General features: G+C 65.0%; 17 protein-coding genes. 7 read left to right on the plus strand and 10 right to left on the minus strand.

The features are described from left to right. Nucleotides 1-222: 222 nt before the first annotated feature. Nucleotides 223-1,497 (minus strand): acyl-CoA dehydrogenase family protein, encoded by a 1,275-nt coding sequence (locus I6F17_RS00005; protein ID WP_225132210.1) that lies wholly within the window; start codon nt 1,495-1,497, stop codon nt 223-225. 211 nt (nt 1,498-1,708) lie between these two features. On the opposite strand from I6F17_RS00005, the gene I6F17_RS00010 reads away from it, so the two are divergent. After that, entirely contained in the window at nt 1,709-2,488 is a 780-nt protein-coding gene (locus I6F17_RS00010) for an enoyl-CoA hydratase-related protein (protein ID WP_036016254.1), read from the plus strand. Between the two features lie 252 nt (nt 2,489-2,740). On the opposite strand, the gene I6F17_RS00015 is transcribed toward I6F17_RS00010, so the two are convergent. The 3 genes from I6F17_RS00015 to I6F17_RS00025 are packed head-to-tail and all read right to left on the minus strand — an operon-like array spanning nt 2,741 to nt 4,893. Next, entirely contained in the window at nt 2,741-3,118 is a 378-nt protein-coding gene (locus tag I6F17_RS00015) for a DUF6285 domain-containing protein (protein ID WP_036016253.1), read from the minus strand. Nucleotides 3,119-3,121: 3 nt separating this feature from the next. Continuing rightward, nucleotides 3,122-4,108: a phosphotransferase family protein gene (locus tag I6F17_RS00020; protein WP_225132209.1), complete on the minus strand. Its 987-nt coding sequence runs from the start codon at nt 4,106-4,108 to the stop codon at nt 3,122-3,124. Next, nucleotides 4,105-4,893 carry an enoyl-CoA hydratase/isomerase gene (locus I6F17_RS00025; protein ID WP_225132208.1) on the minus strand — a complete coding sequence of 263 codons (789 nt, stop codon included), beginning with the start codon at nt 4,891-4,893 and terminating at the stop codon, nt 4,105-4,107. The genes I6F17_RS00020 and I6F17_RS00025 overlap by 4 nt, the downstream gene beginning before the upstream one ends. 166 nt (nt 4,894-5,059) lie before the next feature. Here I6F17_RS00025 and I6F17_RS00030 point away from each other — a divergent pair, with 166 nt between their 5' ends. From I6F17_RS00030 to I6F17_RS00045, 4 genes are all read left to right on the plus strand, one after another. Then, nucleotides 5,060-5,839: an SDR family oxidoreductase gene (locus tag I6F17_RS00030; RefSeq protein WP_036044683.1), complete on the plus strand. Its 780-nt coding sequence runs from the start codon at nt 5,060-5,062 to the stop codon at nt 5,837-5,839. Nucleotides 5,840-5,945: 106 nt separating this feature from the next. Beyond that, complete coding sequence (locus tag I6F17_RS00035) at nt 5,946-6,326, plus strand: VOC family protein (RefSeq protein WP_036023004.1); 381 nt, start codon at nt 5,946-5,948, stop codon at nt 6,324-6,326. Between the two features lie 376 nt (nt 6,327-6,702). Further along, the gene (locus tag I6F17_RS00040; protein ID WP_027571275.1) at nt 6,703-7,980 is read left to right on the plus strand and encodes an acyl-CoA dehydrogenase family protein; all 1,278 of its coding nucleotides are present in this window, start codon (nt 6,703-6,705) and stop codon (nt 7,978-7,980) included. Nucleotides 7,981-8,093: 113 nt separating this feature from the next. Further along, nucleotides 8,094-8,708: a flavin reductase family protein gene (locus I6F17_RS00045; protein WP_225132207.1), complete on the plus strand. Its 615-nt coding sequence runs from the start codon at nt 8,094-8,096 to the stop codon at nt 8,706-8,708. A gap of 194 nt (nt 8,709-8,902) precedes the next feature. On the opposite strand, the gene yghU is transcribed toward I6F17_RS00045, so the two are convergent. Beyond that, complete coding sequence (yghU, locus tag I6F17_RS00050) at nt 8,903-9,775, minus strand: glutathione-dependent disulfide-bond oxidoreductase (protein WP_036044691.1); 873 nt, start codon at nt 9,773-9,775, stop codon at nt 8,903-8,905. A 283-nt stretch (nt 9,776-10,058) separates the two neighbouring features. On the opposite strand from yghU, the gene I6F17_RS00055 reads away from it, so the two are divergent. After that, nucleotides 10,059-11,192 (plus strand): nitronate monooxygenase, encoded by a 1,134-nt coding sequence (locus I6F17_RS00055; protein WP_225129504.1) that lies wholly within the window; start codon nt 10,059-10,061, stop codon nt 11,190-11,192. 122 nt (nt 11,193-11,314) lie between these two features. Continuing rightward, nucleotides 11,315-12,823 (plus strand): acetyl-CoA acetyltransferase, encoded by a 1,509-nt coding sequence (locus I6F17_RS00060; protein ID WP_225129502.1) that lies wholly within the window; start codon nt 11,315-11,317, stop codon nt 12,821-12,823. 12 nt (nt 12,824-12,835) lie between these two features. Here the strand turns inward: I6F17_RS00060 and I6F17_RS00065 are convergent, their stop codons facing one another. From I6F17_RS00065 to otnI, 5 genes are all read right to left on the minus strand, one after another. Continuing rightward, entirely contained in the window at nt 12,836-14,530 is a 1,695-nt protein-coding gene (locus tag I6F17_RS00065) for a methyl-accepting chemotaxis protein (protein WP_225129500.1), read from the minus strand. Nucleotides 14,531-14,758: 228 nt separating this feature from the next. Next, nucleotides 14,759-16,447 carry a CHASE3 domain-containing protein gene (locus tag I6F17_RS00070; protein ID WP_225129498.1) on the minus strand — a complete coding sequence of 563 codons (1,689 nt, stop codon included), beginning with the start codon at nt 16,445-16,447 and terminating at the stop codon, nt 14,759-14,761. Nucleotides 16,448-16,725: 278 nt separating this feature from the next. Continuing rightward, a complete protein-coding gene (locus I6F17_RS00075) occupies nt 16,726-18,417 on the minus strand; it encodes a methyl-accepting chemotaxis protein (protein ID WP_225129496.1) in 1,692 nt (563 codons plus the stop codon). A 168-nt stretch (nt 18,418-18,585) separates the two neighbouring features. Further along, nucleotides 18,586-19,860 (minus strand): 3-oxo-tetronate kinase, encoded by a 1,275-nt coding sequence (gene otnK / locus I6F17_RS00080; protein WP_036043198.1) that lies wholly within the window; start codon nt 19,858-19,860, stop codon nt 18,586-18,588. Next, nucleotides 19,857-20,639 carry a 2-oxo-tetronate isomerase gene (gene otnI / locus I6F17_RS00085; RefSeq protein ID WP_036043197.1) on the minus strand — a complete coding sequence of 261 codons (783 nt, stop codon included), beginning with the start codon at nt 20,637-20,639 and terminating at the stop codon, nt 19,857-19,859. The genes otnK and otnI overlap by 4 nt, the downstream gene beginning before the upstream one ends. Nucleotides 20,640-20,646 lie beyond the last annotated feature (7 nt).

The raw sequence follows: 20,646 nt of genomic DNA on the forward strand, positions 1-20,646 counted from the left end.
CTTCAAGGCTTCGGTGGGCATCGATCCGATCGATCGGCGGCCCAGTTCGGGTGGCCACCCGGGCTGGGCCATTCCTCATGGAACATGGCCATCCTAACCCGGCGCGCTAATACAAGGGTGGGCAAAGGCGCGCCCTTCGCGCGCCGTGCCCACCGTTCTTACGATGCGACGGAGTGGTGGGCACGCTTCGCTTTGCCCACCCTACGAGAGCGGTGCGAGCCTCTAATGCTTCCCCGGCCCCATATACCCGAACAGGAATCCCGCCACCTTCCGCATCTGGATCTCCTCGCTGCCTTCGGTGATGCGGTAGCGCCGATGGTGGCGATAGATGTGCTCGAACGGCTTGTGGCGTGAGTAGCCCATGCCGCCATGGACCTGCATGGCGCGGTCGGCGGACTCGCAGCAGAGGCGGTTTGCCCAGTAGTTGCACATCGAGACCCGGTCAGACAAGGTGCGCTCGATCTGCTCCTCGTCGAGCTGGTCCATCTCCCAGGCGGTCTTGCGGATCAAGAGGCGCAGCATCTCGGCTTGGGTCGCAAGCTCGACCAGCGGGAACTGGATCGCCTGGTTCTCGGCCAGAGCCTTGCCGAACGGCTTGCGCTCACGCGCGTATTTCACACTCTCGTTGATGCAGTAGACCGCGGCGCCGAGCGAGCTTGCCGCTTGCCGGATACGGTTCTGGTGGACGAAGCATTGCGCCAGCGACAGGCCGCGGCCGACCTCGCCGAACAGCGCATCCTCCGGCACGAAGACGTCGGTGAAGCTGACGCGCGGATGGTCGGTCGGCATGTTGAAGGTCCACATGTACTCCTCGACCCTGACGCCGGGACTCTTGGCCGGCACCAGGAAGCAGGTGATGCCGCCGGCATCGCCATCGTTGCCGCTGGTGCGCGCGAACAGCGCGCAGTGCGTGGCGACGTGCATGCCTGTCGTCCACATCTTCTCGCCGTTGATGATCCAGCCCTTGACGTTGTCGCGGGTAGCTGCCACCGCGCGCGTCTCCATATGGGTGGCGTCCGAGCCGTGATGCGGCTCGGTCAATCCAAAGGTGATGCGGTACTTGCCTCTGATCGAGCCGTCGATCATCGCCTTCTGGTCGTCGCGGCCGTAGCGGTCGAGCATGGTGACGACGGGGAAGTTGCCGACGACGGAATGCTCGTTCTGGAGGTCGTTATGCAGGCCGAGGCCCTTTGCGGCAAAATGCTCGCGGATTACGGCCATCCAGAGGTTGGAGCCGTCCTTGCCGCCGTATTGCTTCGGCACCGGAAAGCGCAGATGCCCGGCGGCGTCCGCGAGGTCCTTGGCCTTGCGCAGCAAGGCCTCCCATTCATGGCGCGGCAGCCCGCCATTCTCGAAATCGGTGCGCGCCCATTCGCGGCGATGGTCGAAGAAGCGGATGTTGTCATCGGCCTGTTCCAGCGGCTTGATCTCACGTTCGATGAAGCGGTCGAGCTCTCCGAGATAGGCGACGAGATCGGCAGGCAATGAGAAATCCACAGGTTCTCTCCCGGATTGATTTTATCGTTTTGCGTTAAGGCGCTGGGCGCATTCTTGCTTGGTGCGATTAAGGTGAGAAGAGCGCGTGCAAGTCAAGCAAGCCGAGATGTGGGGAGCGCAAGGCGCGCCCGCGCAATTCGATGGTGCTCTGGCGCTCCCGCACGGTAGTATGGCGCCAATATTCCTTCGAAAGAACATCCGGGAGCGCGCGATGGAGCTGAAATTCTCAAAGGTGGAACGCAAGGGGCCGATCACGATCGTGACGCTGTCGCGGCCCGAGGTCTACAACGCGCTGCACACCGATGCGCACTTCGAGCTTCAGAAGGTGTTTGACGATTTCTCCGCCGATCCCGAGCAGTGGATCGCGATCGTCACGGGCAGCGGCGATAAGGCGTTCTGCGCCGGCAACGATCTGAAGTGGCAGGCAGCGGGGGGAAAACGCGGCTGGGACAAGGGCGGCTTCGCCGGCCTCACCTCACGCTTCGACTGCGACAAGCCGATCATCGCAGCCGTGAACGGCGTCGCCATGGGCGGCGGCTTCGAGATCGCGCTGGCCTGCGACCTCATCATCGCCGCGGAGAACGCGACCTTCGCCCTGCCCGAGCCGCGCGTCGGCCTTGCCGCGCTCGCCGGCGGCCTGCACCGGCTGCCGCGGCAGATCGGGCTGAAGCGCGCCATGGGCATGATCCTCACCGCGCGCCATGTCAGCGCCAAGGAAGGGCTCGAGCTCGGTTTCGTCAACGAGGTGGTGCCGCAGGGCGAGGCGCTCGCGGCCGCGCTGCGCTGGGCCGAGATGATCGCCAAGAATTCGCCGATGTCGATCCGGGCCTCGAAGCAGGCGATTCAGAAGGGGCTTGGCGTGTCGCTGGAGCAGGCGATCGCGGAGCAGCGGGATTATCCGGCCGTGCAGGCGATGGTCGCCTCGCAGGATTACATCGAGGGCCCGAAGGCATTTTCCGAGAAGCGGCCGCCGAAATGGGTGGGGAAGTAGGAAACGGGTCTCCCCACTCGTCATTCCGGAGCGCGCCGACAGGCGCGAGCCCGGAATCCATTGAGCGACAGAACGTGCGGATGAATGGATTCCGGGTTCGTCGCTTCGCGACGCCCCGGAATGACGGCGGAGAGAGGAGCGCCCCCTCTCTCAACACTGTCATTGCGAGCGTAGCGAAGCAATCCAGGCTGCCCAGCAGAGACAGTCTGGATTGCTTCGTCGCAAGGGCTCCTCGCAATGAGGGGGAGAGACCTACCCGCTTCGTCCTAGTTCGCGCTTGTACGAGGCATAATTCGGCTGATCGACCGCCAGCTTGTCCATCGTGGTTGCCCACAGGTGCTCGGCGAGGCCTGGGGTCGCGAGATCCATCTCCCCGCTCGCGATGCGATGTGCGAGAACACGGTTGAGCTCCATGACCGAGCCGTCGATGCCGAGCAGCGCTCGCAGGCGCTCCACCTCCTTCGCATCGCTTCCCTCCTCCCGCGTCAGCTGCCGCGTGACGAGGTCGAGGATGTTGATGGCGACGCGCAGCTTGAAGGCTTGGTGGCCGGAGATCAGCGGCGTGATGTCGCTGCGGAGGAAATCGGCGACTGCCTTGGTCAGCTCGATCGGGGTCGGCTCGTCCTGCATGTGTCAGCTCCCGCGCGGCGCCAGAAGCCGCAACAGATCGATCTCGGTCTCGCTGGCGCGGCGGCCGATCATGGCGCGCTCCATGGAATGGTCGGGCCCCTCGCGAAAGCGCTGCATCATGCCGCCGCACATGATGCCCCAGCGCAGCGTGCCCATCACTTCCCAGAACTTGACGCGCTCAGGGTCGACCTTGCGGCCCGAAGCCTCGTAACCGGCGAACAATTCCTCGCGCGAGCCAAAGCCGCCGACGGGCTTGTCGATCTCGCCGAAGCGCCAGGAGTTCACGCAGACCCAGCCGAGGTCCTCCATGGGATCGCCGAGATGGGCGAGTTCCCAGTCGAGCACGGCGCGAACGCCATCCGCGCCAATGATGAGATTGCCGTTGCGGAAATCGCCGTGCACCAGCGTGGTCTCGACTGAGGGACCCGGATCGTGGTCGCGGAGCCAGCGCAGCGCCAGCTCGAACACGGGCTTGGGCCAGTTCAGGCTGCGATAGTCGCGCTCGAACTCGGCGATCTCCTGGGTCGCGCCCCTGCTGCGCAACGCAGGCAATTTGTCCTGTGGCAGCCGATGCAGACCTGCGAGAATGCCGCCGATCTGCCGCGCCAGACGCGGCCGCGCCGCCGCATACTCTTGATCGCGAAGAATCTTGCGCGCGATGGTCTCGCCCTCGACGCGCTGCATGATGAAGCCGGTGCCGAGATCGTCCTCCGGCACCAGCACATGCAGGACGCGGGGCGACGGCACGCCGGCCTCATAAGCGAGCTGCATCAACTGCGCTTCCGCGGCAAGACCGGCCGCGCGGGTCGGCGCGGCGCCATAGCCCTTTGGTGAGCGCCGCAGGATCGCGCCGATCGGCCCGTCGGGATGGGAGATGTCGAAGCGCCAGGTTTCCTGGCTGGCGCCGCCCGACAATTTAGCCGCCCCGGTGACGCCGGTCGCCCCTTTGCACCAGCGCCGGACGCTGCGTGAAAGCGCCGCCTCGATCATTTGCCCTTGAACTGCGCGGGCCGCTTCTCGAGGAAGGCGCCGACGCCCTCGCGGAAATCCTCGGTGTCGCCGGCGCGGAGCTGGCACTGGAATTCCAGATTGAGCTGATCCTCGAAGGAATTTTCCGGGCTGTCCCAATAGAGCTTGCGGATCAGCGACAGCGCCACAGTCGGCCCGCTGGCGAGATCGCGCGCCAGCTTCATCGCTTCCTCCATCAAGACGCCGTCATCATAGACGCGGTTGACAAGGCCCCATTCCAGCGCCTTCTCGGCCGGCAGGCGCTCGCCCATCAACGACAATTCGATCGAGCGCGCGCGGCCGACGAGGCGCGGCAACAGCCAGGTCGAGCCGCAATCCGGCACGAGGCCGATGCGGCGGAAGGCCTGCAGGAAATAGGACGAGCGCGCGCATAGGATCATGTCGCCGAGCAGCGCGAAGCTCATGCCGGCGCCGGCGGCCGGGCCATTGACCGCGGTGACGATCGGGCAGTGCAGGTTGCGGATGCGGCGCAGGAAGGGATGAAAGCCGGTCTCCAGCGTAAGGCCGGCCTTGGTCTTCTTCGCCTGGTTGTTGCGGCCTTGCAGATTGGCGCCCGTGCAGAACGCCCGCCCCGCACCGGTCAGCACCACGCAGCGCACCTCGTCCTTCTTCTCCTCGATCGCATCGAGCGCCTCGGAAAGACCGCCCAGCATGTCGACGGAGACCGCGTTCATCACCTCCTGATGGTCGAGCTTGAGGATCGCGACCGAGCCATCGAAGTCGAGCGTGACGTGTTTGAACTCCATGGTTTCCTCATCAGTTGCGGCCCGCACCAGTTTCGCAGGCCGGAATTCGTTTTGCCGGGGCGCATATTTGATTTTTGGCGCGGTCTTGTCCATGGTGATCGGAGCATAGCAAGCAATCTTGTGCGCAGCGGCTGATGCGCCGCAGTCAAAAAACAGGAAACGCGCCATGAACCTCTTCGACCTTTCCGGCCGCGTGGCCGTGATCACCGGTGGCAATGGCGGCATCGGGCTCGGTATCGCGCAGGCGCTCGCGGGCCAGGGCTGCAACGTCTCGATCTGGGGCCGCAATGCTGACAAGAACAAGGCCGCTGCCGCGAGCATGGAGGGCCTGTCCGGCAAGGTCGACAGCCGCGTCTGCGACGTCACCGATCCGGCCTCGGTCGCTTCAGCGATGAAGGCGACGCTCGACACCTTCGGCCGGGTCGATGGCTGCTTCGCCAATGCGGGCATCGGCGGCGGTGGCCGGCGCGCCTTCATCGAGCGCACCGAGGAGGAATGGCGCACGATGTTCGCGACCAATCTCGACGGCGTGTTCCACGCGTTCCAGGCCGCCGCCAAGCACATGACGGATCGCGCCAATGCCGGCGATCCCTTTGGCCGGCTGGTCGCGACCTCGAGCCTCGCCTCGATCTTCGGCACGGCGCGCAACGAGCATTATGCCGCGACCAAGGCCGCCATCAACGCGCTGGTGCGCGCGCTCGGCGTCGAGCTGGCACGTCACGGCGTCACCGCCAATGCGATCCTGCCGGGCTGGATCAAGAGCGACATGACCGCAGGGCTCATGGCGAACGACAAGTTCGTAGCCAACGTGATGCCGCGGATTCCGATGCGGCGCTTCGGCGAAGCCTCCGATTTCGGCGGCATCGCGGTGTATCTGATGAGCAAGGCGTCGTCGTATCACACCGCGGATACGTTCGTGATCGACGGCGGCTATACCGCGTTTTGATTCTCGTAGCCCGGATGGAGCGCAGCGAATCCGGGACGGCCAAAAGCAAGCAAGACCCGGATTTCGCTCTGCTCCATCCGGGCTACAACACTGAGGGAACGGGCAAATGTTTTCACACGTCATGATCGGTACCAACGACCTGGACAAGGCCAAGGCGTTCTACGACCAACTGCTCGGCACGCTCGAGGTGCGGCCGGCCAGGGTCGACGGCCACCGCATCTTCTACATCACCAAGACCGGAGTGTTCTCGGTATCGAAGCCGATCAACGGCGAGCCGGCGACCTGCGCCAACGGCGGCACGATCGGCTTTGCCGCTAATTCGCCGGAACAGGTCGATGCGTGGCACGCGGCGGGCGTTGCAGCCGGCGCAAAATCGATCGAGGATCCGCCCGGCATTCGCCAGGGCCCGGGCGGCAAGCTCTATCTGGCCTACCTGCGCGATCTCGATGGCAACAAGATCTGCGCGATGCATCGGATGGCGAACTAGCCACATCCACTGCTGTCATTCCCCGCGACCCGGCTACGCCAAGGCTTCGCCAGGGTTGAGGTCCAGGGGCGCCGAAGCTTTAGCGTAGGCGGCAGGCGGGGAATCCAGTACGCCGCAGCTACTCTGTTCAATCACTGCCGTCTCGGAGTACTGGATCGCCCGCCCCAGTGCGCAAGTGCGCACAAGGCGGGCGATGACGGCGGAGAGCGTGGCGCGGGCGTGCCCAGTGCGCCGCGCCCATTCAAACAACATTTCAAACGGCCTTGCGATATTCCATCGCATGGCATGGCCTCACGCGTGAAAATGCGCCCTCGCACTTTGCCGGCGCTGCGACTATTCTTGCGCACAACACATTCTAGCGATCCCGGGAGGACCAATGACAAAACACACCTACATTCCCCGCACCACCAACTACACGCTCAATCCCGGCGACGAGCTCAACGACTTGCGGATGTCGGACCAGGTCCGGCCGCTTTACGATCACGTCAAGAAGTTCATCCGCGATACCGTCGAGCCGATGTCGATCGAGTTCGCCAAGGCCGGCGAGGGCAAGGAAGATCGCTGGAGTTTTACGCCGAAGCAGCTCGAGGTGCTGGAGAAGGCCAAGAACAAGGCCAAGCAGGAAGGCCTCTGGAACTTCTTCCTGCCCGATGACGAGACCGGGCAGGGCCTGAAGAATCTCGACTACGCCTATATCGCGGCAGAGCTCGGCAAGAGCCCGCTGGCCTCGGAGACCATGAACTGCTCGGCGCCCGACACCGGCAACATGGAGGTGCTGGAACGGGTCGGCACCAAGGAGCAGAAGGAGAAATGGCTGAAGCCGCTGCTCAACGGCGAGATCCGTTCGGCCTATGTCATGACCGAGCCGAACGTCGCCTCCTCCGACGCCAAGAACATCTCGACCACCGCAAAACTCGTGGGCGACGAATGGGTGATCAACGGCGAGAAGTATTACATCTCGGGTCTCGGCGATCCCCGTTGCAAGATCCTCATCGTGATGGTGAAGACCAACCCGGACGCGCCGCCGAGCAAGCAGCAGTCGCAGATCCTGGTGCCGCGCGACACGCCCGGCGTCGAGGTGCTCGGTCCCATGTACGTGTTCGGCCAGGACCACGCCCCGCGCGGCCACATGCACATGCGCTTCAACAATGTGCGCGTGCCGAAGGAGAACATCCTGCTCGGCGAAGGCCGTGGCTTCGAAATCTCGCAGCTCCGCCTCGGCCCCGGCCGCATCCATCACTGCATGCGCACCATCGGCAAGGCCGAGAAGGCGCTCGACCTGATGGTGCAGCGTGGCCTCACCCGCGAGGCGTTTGGCAAGAAGATCGCTCATCTCGGCGGCAACATGCAGATCATCGCGCAGGCGCGCTGCGAGATCGAGGCGATGCGGCTGATGGTGCTGAAGGCAGCGAAGGCGATGGACGTGCTCGGCAACAAGGAGGCCCGCGTCTGGGTCTCCATGGTCAAGGCCATGGTGCCCGAGCGGGCCTGCAAGATCATCGACCAGGCCATCCAGATGCACGGCGCCACCGGCATCTCGCATTGGACCCCGCTCGCCGAGATGTATCAGGACGTGCGCCACCTGCGCTTCGCCGACGGTCCGGACGAGGTGCACTGGATGGTGGTGGGCCGCCACGAGCTGAGCATGGCGTGATCTCTCCTCGTCATGCGCGGGCTTGACCCGCGCATCCATCGAAGAGAACATTTTTTCGAAATTGATGGATTGCCGGGTCAAGCCCGGCAATGACGACTTGCCGAGGAGCCCCAATGGACTACGCCGCCAACGAGCTGACGCCACGCGAGCGCTACAAGGTGCTGACGTCCTTCATTCTGCCGCGGCCGATCGCGTGGGTGACCACGCTCGGGCCGAGCGGCGTGGTCAACGCCGCCCCGTTCAGCTTCTTCAACGCCTTCTGCGAGGATCCGCCGCTCTGTATGTTCGCGGCCAACCGCAAGCCGAACGGCGAGGACAAAGACACGTTTCTCAACATCCAGCGCACCGGTGAATTCGTGGTCAATCTCACGGACGAGCCGCTGGCGCGGGCGATGCACGAGAGCAGCGGCGATTTTCCGCCTGAGATCAGCGAGCCCGATTATCTCGGGCTGAAGCTTGCGCCCTCGACGAAGATCGCGGTGCCACGGCTAGCTGACACGCCCTGGGCGATGGAGTGCAAACTCTGGAAGCTGATCGACGTCAACGACGATCGCCGGCTGATCATGGGCGAAAGCCTCCACTTCCACATCCGCGACGAGCTCTGGGACGACAAGGCGATGCGGGTGCACATGGACCGCTATCACCCGATCGGCCGCATGTTCGCCGACCGTTACTGCCGCACCGATGACCGGGTGGTGTTTCCGGCGGCGGAGGGCATGAAGAAATAGGCCGCAGCAACGGTGCGCTCCCTCGCCCCATTCTTACGGGACCGCGACGAGCTTCGCTCGCGCTGAGAGGGTTGGAGTGAGGGGCCTATCTCCACGCGTGAGACTGTCGAGCGACCTGTACCCCTCACCCGAATTCGATCTGCGATCGAATTCGACCTCTCCCCGCAAGCGGGGAGAGGTGAAGAAGAAAGCTCCTACGTCGCGGGCACCAGCTTGTCCTGGGTCTTGGTCTCGAAGTCGCTCGCGTCGTGGCGCTCGTGGAGCTGGCTGGCGGGATCGCCGGAGACGCGGTTGACCATGCGGCCGCGCTTCACGGCCGGACGCTGCGCGATCTGGTCGGTCCAACGCTGCACGTTCTTGTAATCCTGCACCGAGAGGAATTCGCCGGCGCCATAGACCAGCCCCTTGGCGAGCGCGCCATACCAGGGCCACACCGCCATGTCGGCGATGGTGTAGTCCTTGCCCGCGAGATATTCGTTATCGGCGAGACGCCGGTCGAGCACGTCGAGCTGGCGCTTGGTCTCCATTGCGAAACGGTCGATGGCGTATTCGATCTTGGTCGGCGCATAGGCGTAAAAATGGCCGAAGCCGCCGCCGAGATAGGGCGCGCTGCCCATTTGCCAGAACAGCCAGGACATCGCCTCGGTGCGGGCCTTGACGTCCTTCGGCAGGAAGGCGCCGAACTTCTCGGCGAGGTAGAACAGGATCGAGCCTGACTCGAATACCCTGACAGGCTCGGGGCCGGAGCGGTCCATCAGCGCCGGGATCTTGGAATTCGGATTGATGTCGACGAAGCCGCTGCCGAACTGATCGCCATTACCGATCCTGATCAGCCAGGCGTCATATTCGGCGCCCTTGTGGCCGAGCGCCAGGAGCTCCTCCAGCATCACGGTGACCTTGACCCCGTTCGGCGTCGCCAGCGAGTAGAGCTGAAGCGGATGCTTGCCGACCGGCAGCTCCTTGTCGTGGGTGGGGCCGGCAATCGGGCGGTTGATGTTGGCGAATTGCCCGCCGTTCTCCTTGTTCCAGGTCCAGACTTTGGGCGGCACGTAGGGGGCGTCGGTCATGCGGGGCTCCGGGCAAAAAGATGCGTCTGCATTAATTAGCCCGCAAACGGCCGATGACAAGGGCGCCGCAATGCATTGCCGGATGGGACAACTCTGCGTTTTGTCATGGCAGCCCCTCCCCTCCGTCATTCCGGGGTGCCCGCAGGGCCTGCGGCCCGCGGATAGAGCGCGACGTCTACACACAAGATGCCTCGTCAGATCCGGCATGTCATCGACCGCTAGCGTCACTTTGCTTTGCCAGCGAAAGCAACGAGAATGCGAAGCCTGCCGCCGGGAGAGAGCCATGAAATCGCCGATCTGCGACATGCTGGGGATCGAATTCCCGCTGCTCGCCTTCAGCCATTGTCGCGACGTCGTTGCCGCCGTCAGCCGCGCCGGCGGCTTCGGCGTGCTGGGCGCGACCGTGCATACGCCGGATACGCTCGAGCGTGAGCTGAAATGGATCGACGATCACGTCGACGGCAAGCCTTACGGCATCGACGTGCTCATCCCGGAAAACATCTCGACAGCCGGCGAGAAGGACGTAACCTGGAAGAGCCTGGAAGCCCGCGTGCCTCAACAGCACCGCAACTACACGCGCGACCTCCTGAAGAAGTACGACATCGAGCTGACCACCACGGAGGTCGCGGACAACCAGCCGCAGCCGTTCGACGGCAAGACCGCGCTCCAGCTGCTCGAGGTGTCCTTCAATCATCCGATCCGCCTGATCGCCAATGCGCTGGGCGTGCCGCCGAAGGCGATGATCGAGATGGGCAAGAAGCACGGGGTGCCGGTTGCAGCGCTGGTCGGCGCCAAGGAGCACGCGCTGCGCCAGGTCGCCGCCGGCGTCGACATCCTCGTGGTGCAGGGCACCGAGGCCGGCGGCCATTGCGGCGAGGTTTCGACCATGGTGCTGGTGCCGGAGGTGATCAAGGCGATCAAAGAGATCCGCGACGTGCCGGTGCTGGCGGCCGGCGGCATCATGACGGGACGGCAGATGGCGGCCTGCATGGCGATGGGCGCGGCGGGCGCCTGGACCGGCTCGGTGTGGCTTGCGACCGTGGAAGCCGAGACCACGGAGATCTTTCGCGAGAAGATGATCGCGGCCTCCTCGCGCGATGCAGTGCGCTCGAAGGGCCGCACCGGCAAGCCGGCGCGGCAGCTCCGCTCGGTCTGGACCGATGCCTGGGACCGCGCGCCGGACAGCCCGGGCGCGCTGCCGATGCCGCTGCAAAGCATCATCAGCCGCGATGCCTTCCATTCGATCGACCGGGCCGCCGCAAGCGGCAACGCGAGGGCGCGCGATCTCGTCAGCTATTTCGTCGGCCAGGGCGTCGGCCTGATCGACAGCGTGAAATCGGCGGGAGCGGTGGTACAGGAGTTCAAGCAGGATTTCGCCGAAGCCGTCGAGCACATGAATGCGCTGGTGGCGGAGTAGTCACTACATCGTCATTGCGAGCGCAGCGAAGCAATCCAGACTGCAGCCGCGGAAAGATACTGGATTGCTTCGCTGCGCTCGCAATGACGAACAACTGACATCGTGAATTGAAGCAAGAAGAGATGACCAATATCCCCGAAGACCGCATCCCCGTCATCGTCGGCATCGGCGAGATCGTCGATCGCCCCAAGGAGATCGCCGAGGGTCTCGAACCGCTCGACCTGCTCGAACAGGCGCTGCGGCGCGCCGAACAAGACACCGGCGCAAAACTGCTCGGCGAGGTGCAATCGCTCGACGTCGTCAATTTCCTGAGCTGGCGCTATCGCGATCCGGAGCAGCTTTTGGCGCAGCGCCTCGGCATCTCGCCTGCGCATTGCTATTACGGCCCAGTCGGCGGCGAGAGCCCGATCCGCTACATCCACGAGGCGGCCAAGCGCATCGCGCGCGGCGAGTGCAGCGTGGCGGCGATCTGCGGCGCGGAAGCGCAATCGAGCGCGACCAAGGCTGAGCGCGCCGGCGTCAAGCTGCCGTGGACGCCGTTCGCTCATGACGTCGAGGAGCCGAAGCGCGGCGCGGCGTTCCAGAAGCCGCTGGCGGTGAAGCTCGGCGTATTTCGGCCTGTGACCGTCTATCCGTTCTACGAAGCGGCCTCCTCGGCGCATTGGGGGCAGACGCCGCGCGAAGCCATGGCGGAGTCAGGCACGCTGTGGTCGCGCTATTCGGAAGCCGCCGCGCAAAATCCAAACGCCTGGCTGAAGCGGCGTTACGCGCCTGAGGAGATCACGACGCCGACCGCGGACAACCGGCTGATCGCCTGGCCCTACAACAAGCTGATGGTGGCGAACCCCAGCGTCAACATGGGCGGTGCGCTGCTGCTCACCAGTCTCGCCAAGGCACGCGCGGCCGGGATCGCCGAAGACAAACTGGTCTACCCGCTCGGCGGCGCCTCCGCGGAAGAGCCGCGCGACTATTTGATGCGCGACCAGTTTTACGAGAGCCACCCGCAGAACGCCGTGCTGAAAGCGGCGATGGACCTCGCCGGCGGCGACGGCAAGTCCTTCGACGCGATCGAGCTCTACAGTTGCTTCCCCTGCGTGCCCAAAATGGCGCGGCGGACGCTGGGCTTAGGTGCCGACGTGCAGCCGACCGTGACCGGCGGCCTCACCTTCTTCGGCGCGCCGCTCAACACCTACATGACGCATGCGGCCTGCGCGATGGTGCGGCGACTGCGCGACGGCGCCAAGCTCGGCCTGCTCTATGGCCAGGGCGGCTTCGTCACCAAGCACCACGCGCTGGTGGTGTCGAAGACGGCGCCGCGCGAGGCGCTGGTGCAGGAAACGAGCGTGCAGGCCGATGCGGACCGCAACAAGCGCGCGGTGCCGGAGTTCGTCGCGGAGGCCACTGGCAAGGGCACGGTCGAGAGCTTCACCGTGCTTTACGGCCGCGGCGGCAATATCGAGCATGGCGTCGTGATGCTGCGGACAGAGGACGATCGCCGCACGCTGGCGCGGGTCCCCGCGAGCGACGGCGCGACGCTGGCGCAGCTGCTCGACATGGATCGCACCCCGGTCGGCTCGTTCGGCGACATTGCGATGGCAGAAGATAATGTGCCCGAGTGGCGGATAGCCTAGCGACGTCGCGCCTCACGCCGCGCGAACCGAGTTCAGGAACTTGCCGACCTCGAGCTTGAGGCGGTTGGAATCGCGGGACAGCATCTGGGCCGCCGACAGCACCTGCGTGGACGCTGATCCCGTCTCCGAGGCGCCGCGCTGCACGTCGCCGACGTTGGACGAGACCTGTTGGGTGCCCAGGGCGGCCTGCTGCACGTTGCGGGCGATCTCCTGGGTCGCTGCGCCCTGCTGCTGCACGGCCGTCGCGATGGCCGAGGCGATCTCCGACAGACGCGCGATGGTGCCGCTGATCTCCCCGATGGCGCTGACCGAATCCTGCGTCGCCGCCTGGATGCCGCCGACCTGCTGGCCGATCTCGCCGGTGGCCTTGGCCGTCTGCTCGGCGAGCGCCTTGACCTCGGAGGCCACCACCGCGAAGCCGCGGCCGGCTTCGCCAGCCCGCGCCGCCTCGATCGTGGCGTTGAGTGCCAGCAGGTTGGTCTGGCCGGCAATCGCATTGATGAGCTCGACGACATCGCCGATCCGCGCCGCAGCCCGCGACAGCTCGCTAACACGCTCGGTGGTGGCATGCGCCTGACTGACCGCCTCGCTCGCGATCCGGGAGGAATCCTGCACCTGCCGCCCGATCTCGCGCACTGAGGACGACATCTCCTCGGCAGCCGAAGCCACCGAATGGACATTGCTGGAGGCGGCCTCCGAGCCGGACGCAACTACCGTGGCCAGCTCCTGCGCCCGGCCCGCTGTCGTGGAGAGGGTCGAGGCCGATGCTTCGAGCTCGGTCGCAGCCGAGGAAACGGTCTCGACGATCTCCCCGATCGCGGCCTCGAAGCCGTCGGCCAGCTTTGTCATGTCGGCCTTGCGCTGCGCCTCGGCGCGGCGCTGCACCACCTGCACCTCGTCGCGGCTGAAGCGGATGATAGTCTGCACGGTCTGGAGGTTGCGCAGTGCCTCGCCGATCTCGTCGTCGCGCTCGATGACGATGCGGTTGTCGAGCTTGTCCTGCACGAGGTTGACCAGGGTGTCATTGAGATGCTGCATCGGCCCCTTGATCGCACGCATGGTCGCAAGGCCGGCGAAGCCGACAATTGCGCCGCCGAACAAGGCCAGCAGCGCCAGGACCAGGCTGGTCGAGCCGCCGGTGGAGACCGCGCCGCCGACGCCGAGCGCAAGCATGAACATCGTCTGAAGCACGATCATCGTGACCAGGCGCGCCTTCAGCGTCCCCGTGAAGATGCTGAAGCGGTCGAGCCAAGAGCGGCGGCGGATGATGCCGGCGTCGATACGATAGCCATGCGACTTCTTCTCGCGGATGGCGGCATAGACCTCTTCGGCGAGCTTGCGCTGATCGGCCGGCAGCTTGGTGCGGATCGAAGTATAGCCCCTGACCTCGCCATTCTCGCGGATCGGCGAGGCCGTCGCCAGCACCCAATAGAAGTCACCGTTCTTGCGGCGGTTCTTGACTGCGCCGAGCCAGGGCTTGCCGGCCTTCAGCGTGTCCCAGAGATTGTCGAATGCCTCCGGCGGCATGTCCGGGTGGCGGACGATGTTGTGCGGCTGGCCCATCAGTTCCGCCGACGTGAATCCGGCGGCAGCGAGGAAGTCCTCGTTGAAATAGGTGAGCTTGCCCTTCAGATCGGTCCGCGAAACGATCAACGTCTCATCACTGACCGGATATTCAACGGTGGTGACGGGAAAATTCTTGCGCATCAGAGCCCCCAACAATTCGGTATGCGTTCATTCCAAGACAGGACGGCCGCTGCTCGAGGCGCCTTCCTCCGATTCTCGTGAATCGAATTTAACTATCCATGAAACGGGCGCCCCGTATGTTTACGGGCGGGTCCCCACGATCGTACCGGTGGACGACATCACGCTGCCGAAAAAAAGGAGCGGCGCTTTTGGCGCCGCTCTCGGTTTGATCTATCCTTCGGCCGCGCCTTAGGCGGCGCGGACGTTGGTCAGAAACTTGCCGACCTCATTCTTCAGCCGGCTCGAATCGTTCGACAGCATCTGCGCCGCCGACAGCACCTGCGAGGAGGCGGTGCCGGTCTCGGTCGCGCCGCGCTGTACGTCGGTGATATTGGACGATACCTGCTGGGTGCCATGCGCCGCCTGCTGCACGTTGCGCGCGATCTCCTGCGTCGCGGCGCCCTGCTCTTCCACCGCAGCCGCGATCGCCGACGAGATCTCCGACAGGCGCTCGATGGTCGAGGAGATCTCCTTGATCGCGCCGACCGAATCGTTGGTCGCCGCCTGGATGCCGGAGATCTGCTGGCCGATCTCGCCGGTCGCCTTCGCGGTCTGCTCGGCGAGCGCCTTCACCTCGGAAGCGACGACGGCGAAGCCGCGACCGGCCTCGCCCGCGCGCGCCGCCTCGATGGTCGCGTTCAGCGCCAGCAGGTTGGTTTGGCCCGCGATGGTATTGATCAGCTCGACCACATCGCCGATGCGCGCCGCGGCCTTGGACAGCTCGCTGACGCGCTCGGTGGTGGCGCGCGCCTGGCCGACGGCATCGCCCGCCATCCGCGCCGATTCCTGTACCTGACGGCTGATCTCGCCGACTGACGAAGCCATCTCCTCGGTCGCCGAGGCCACCGATTGCACGTTGGTGGAGGCTTCCTCCGACGCGCCGGCCACCGTGGTCGCGAGCTTCTGGGACCGCTCGGCCGTACCCGTGAGGGTCGTGGCCGATGCTTCCAGCTGGGTCGATGCCGACGACACTGTTCCGATGATCTGGCCGACGGCGCTCTCGAAGTCGTCAGCGAGCCTGACCATGTCGCGTTTGCGCTGCTCGGCATTGCGACGCTCGGTTTCGGCCTGTTCCGCCTTCAGCCGCTCGACCTCGATGGCATTGGTCTTGAACACCTGGACCGCCTGAGCCATCTCACCGATCTCGTCCTTGCGTTCGGTCGCCGACACCACGACCGATGTGTCACCCTTTGCAAGAATCCCCATCTCGGTTGTGATGCGTTGGATCGGGCGGGTGACCGCGAACGCGACGCCGAAGGCACCGACCAGCGAGAGCAGCAGGGTTACGATGCCGCCGATCAACATGGACAATGTTGCATTGCGTGACGCGGCTTCTGAAGCCGCGCCCCGCACCGACAACAGCGCGCGCTCTTCTGCATCCATCTCCTGGACGACCGCACGGAGTCCATCCATCGCCTTCTTGCCGGCACCGGAAGCCTCGAGCTCGCGAGCCTTCGATTGAGTTGCGGGATCCTTCATCAACGAGATTTCGCGTTGCGCGATGCTGGTCATCCACTCGCTCGCGAACGCTTTGACGCGCTCGAGGCGCTTCTGCTGCGCGGCATTGTCCGAAGTGAGACTACCGACCTGCGCCGTTGCCGCCTGAAACTGCTTCTGTCCTGCCTCGTAAGGTCCGAGAAAGGCCGGGTCGCCCGACACCAAGTAGCCGCGCACGCCGGTTTCCGCATTGACCATGGCGCCGACGACGTTGGAAAGCTGCTCGAGAACCTCGTACGTATGGACCGTCATTCTTGCCGTCGCGTTCATCACGCTCAGCGAATTGTAGATCGCCGCGGTGCTCCCGGCAACGACGAGACAAATCGCGGCGAACACCGCCGACACTTTGAGCGAGATCCGAACATTGTTTATCCAAGTCATCAAAGTTCCCCTACGCAGTTCCAGCTGCTCGTCTGATCACCGCCGGCTGAGTCTGATCGCGGCCGACAGAACTCATTAGCGTCCATCTCGACCATTCAGATTAACGGGACTCCGCAAGAGTACTGACTTATCGCACAGCGATGATCCGGACTTTTACGCGAGAGCTGACAAAGTGCCGCACCAGCGGTCCACGTTCCGACCAAGTGATTGGTGCCATGAAACAGAAGAGCGGCGCCTCGACGCCGCTCTTTGCTTGGTCTTGTACGTTGCCGAAGAGATCAGGCGGCGCGGACGTTGGTCAGGAACTTGCTGACCTCGCTCTTCAGGCGGCCGGAATCGTTCGACAGCATCTGCGCCGCGGACAGCACCTGTGAGGAGGCGGTGCCGGTCTCGGTCGCGCCGCGCTGCACGTCGGTGATGTTGGACGACACCTGCTGGGTGCCATGCGCCGCCTGCTGCACGTTGCGGGCGATCTCCTGCGTCGCGGCGCCCTGCTCTTCCACCGCAGCCGCGATGGCCGACGAGATCTCCGACAAGCGCTCGATGGTCGAGGAGATCTCCTTGATGGCGCCGACCGAATCGTTGGTCGCCGCCTGGATGCCGGAAATCTGCTGGCCGATCTCGCCGGTCGCCTTCGCGGTCTGCTCGGCGAGCGCCTTCACCTCGGAGGCGACGACGGCAAAGCCGCGACCGGCCTCGCCCGCGCGCGCCGCCTCGATGGTGGCGTTGAGCGCCAGCAGGTTGGTCTGGCCGGCGATGGTGTTGATCAACTCGACCACGTCGCCGATGCGCGCGGCGGCCTTGGACAATTCGCTGACGCGCTCGGTGGTCGCACGGGCCTGACCGACGGCATCGCCCGCCATCCGCGCCGATTCCTGCACCTGGCGGCTGATCTCGCCGACCGACGAGGCCATCTCCTCGGTCGCCGAGGCCACCGACTGCACGTTGGTGGAAGCTTCCTCCGAAGCGCCGGCCACCGTGGTCGCCAGCCGCTGCGAGCGGTCGGCGGTCGCGGTCAAGGTCGAGGCGGAGGCCTCTAACTGGGTCGAGGCCGATGACACGGTCTGGACGATCTCGCCGATCATCGTTTCGAATTCGCGGGTGATGTCGTCGACGCGGCGGCCGCGCTCGATCTTGGCTTCGGCGTCGGCCGCGGCGGCTTCGTCGGCGGCCTTCTTGGCGATCAACGCCTCCTTGAAGATCTGGAGCACGTCGGCCATGGCGCCGATCTCGGTCTTCTCGCCGCGATGCGGGACTTCGGCGGAGAGGTCGCCTCGGCCCAGGGCCTGCATCGGCAGGGTGATCGAGTTGATGCCGCTAGAGACGTCGCGGACGAGATAGAAGCTGACGGCGATGCCGATGACGATGGCAGCGCCGAGAATGGCCGAGACCAGCATGAAGGCGTAGGCGTAGCTGTCGGCGGCGTCCTGGGCGGCCTGTTCTCCGCCTTTGGTGTTGAGCTCGATGTCCTTGGTCAGGACCTCGTCTGCCTGAAGACCGAGCTTGTTGACGGTCTTCGTATTCAGCTCCCGGGCCTCGTGTGGGATCTTGCCGGCTTCCTTGCGCGAGAGCGCCATCACCTCTTCGGTGCCCCTCTTGTAATCGTCCCAGAGCTTTGCCCATTGGGTGTAGAGCGCCCGCTCCTCCGGCGAGGTGATCATCGGCTCGTAGCGGCTGCGGTATTTGGCAAGCGCCTCGAGCACCGTCACGGCCGTCTTTTCGTTGGCGAGCTTCTCGTCCAGCGTGTCGGAAAGCATGTGCTGGCGGACCACGTTGCGATAGGTGATGACGCTCGCCCGAAGCTCGCCCAGCACCCGCACGCTGGGCATCCAATTCATCGTGATGTCGACCGTGTTGGCGTTCATCGACCGCATTTTCATGATAGCGAGCAGGCCCATGCCGGCCATCGCGACGAGCAGGAATGCCACGACACTGATGATCTTGGCGCGGATGGAAACGTTGGCGAACATAATCGGATCTCGCTGTGCTGGCGCGGATGCGCGTCGAAGCTCTAAGAATCAACCAAAGAGGAGCTGCGGCGACATCTGAGCGCAGTGCACCTGCGCAAATGTTAACTGCGGCTCCGTACGAGTACCGAAGCCGAAAGAAATGAACGATGGACTAAGGAGGCTCTGCGCTCAGCGCATGAGCCTAAGCGCGTCGGAGAAGAAGTCCGGACCGCCAAAGTTTCCAGATTTCAAAGCGAGCAACATCTCGCCGGAGCTTGCACCGACCGCGCGCAGCACCGGGACTCCCGCCGCGATTTCTACTCCTACGAGAAATCCAGGAATTTTCAACCGATCGACCACGGCGCCGGATGTCTCGCCACCGGCGACGATCAAGCGACGGACGCCGGCCTGCACCAGACCCTCGGCGATGCCGGCCATGGCCTGCTCGATCGCGTGGCCTGCGGCATCGCGGCCATGGCGTGCCTGCACGGCCGCAACGGCGTCCGGCGTCGCGCTCGAAGCGATCAGCACCGGACCTTCCGCAAGCCGCGGCCTCGCCCAGTCCAGCGCACGCTGCGCTTCAGCGGCGCCCGCGACGATCCGCTCCGGATCGAGATGAAGCACCGGCATGATGCGTTCGGCGCTGGCGATCTGCTGAAGCGTCGCCTGCGAGCAGCTGCCGGCAAGGCATGCCGCCAGGCCGCCGACGGCCGCGCCGGTTTCGCCGCTCGGCGCCGGCTTCACCTTGCCCGTCGACACCAGCGCGCGCGCAAGCCCGAGGCCCATGCCGGACGCGCCGACCGACAGAAGATGTTCAGCGGCGACGAGACCGATGGTCTCGAGGTCGCGGTCGAATACGGCGTCGATGATCGCAGCACCGATGCCTCTGGCGGCGAGCTCAGCCAGCCGTGCCCGCACGGCCTCCGCGCCGCGCGCGACGGTGGCGAGATCGACGAGGCCGATCTGCGTGCTGCTCTGGCGCGCCAGCACGCGCACCAAGTTGGAATCATGCATCGGGTTGAGCGGATGGTCCTTCAGCGGGCTCTCGCTGAGCGGCACGGCGCCGACGAACAGATTGCCCTGATAGACGGTGCGCCCGGTCTCCGGAAAGGCCGGCGTCACCAGCACGGCTCCCTCGCCGCAATCGGCGCGCAGCGCATCCATGACCGGGCCGATATTGCCGGCGTCGGTGGAATCGAAGGTCGAGCAGATCTTGAACAGCACGTGGCCCACGCCGCGGCCGCGCAGCCATGTTTCAGCGGCGCGCGAGCGCGACACCGCGAGGCCGGCTTCGATCGAGCGGCTCTTCAGCGACACCACGACGGCATCGACCTCGGGCAGCGCGAGATCGTCGGCGGGCACGCCGATGATCTGCACGGTGCGCAGGCCCGCGCGCGTCAGCGTGTTGGCGAGATCGGAGGCGCCGGTGTAGTCGTCGGCGATGCAGCCCAACGCAAGTGTCACGACTTCACTCCCGCATAAGGCTTGAACCAGGCAAGCCCATCGGTGGTCTTGCCGCGGGGATTGTATTCGCAGCCGACGAAGCCGGCATAGCCGAGCCGGTCGAGCTCATCGAACAGGAACGGATAGTTCAGCTCCTCGCCATCGGGCTCGTTGCGCGAGGGAATGCTGGCGATCTGGATGTGGCCGATGATCGGCATCATCTCGCGCAGCCGCATGGTGACGTCGCCATGGATGATCTGGCAGTGATAGATGTCGAACTGGAGCTTCAGGTTCGCAAGCCTCAGCTCCTGGATCAGATCCCGCGCAAAGCCGAAATCGTTGAGGAAGTAGCCGGGCACGTTGCGCGCATTGATCGGCTCGATCACGATGTCGATGCCGTGCGGCGCGAAGAACTCGGCGGCCCAGGCCACCGATTTGTAGAAGGCCTCGATCGCGACGCGCTCGCCGCGATTGGCGATGCCGGCCATCAGGTGCAGGCGCTTGACGCCCGTCGCCTTGGCATAAGGCAGCGCCGTCTCCAGGCTCGCCTTGAGATCGGAAAAGCGCGATGGCAGCGCCGCAAAGCCCTTCTCGCCGGCGTTCCAGTCGCCCGGCGGCAGGTTGAACAGCGCCTGGGTCAGACCGTTGCGCTTGAGCCGTTCGCCGACGGCCTCGGCGGCATGCTCGTACGGAAACAGGAATTCCACCGCGGTGAAGCCCGCTTGCGCGGCGGCGTCGAAGCGGTCGAGGAACGGCACCTCGGTGAACATCATCGAGAGATTGGCGGCGAAACGGGGCATTGGAGAT

This window comes from Bradyrhizobium sp. NBAIM18 (genome assembly GCF_020193825.1).
Lineage (GTDB): Bacteria > Pseudomonadota > Alphaproteobacteria > Rhizobiales > Xanthobacteraceae > Bradyrhizobium > Bradyrhizobium yuanmingense.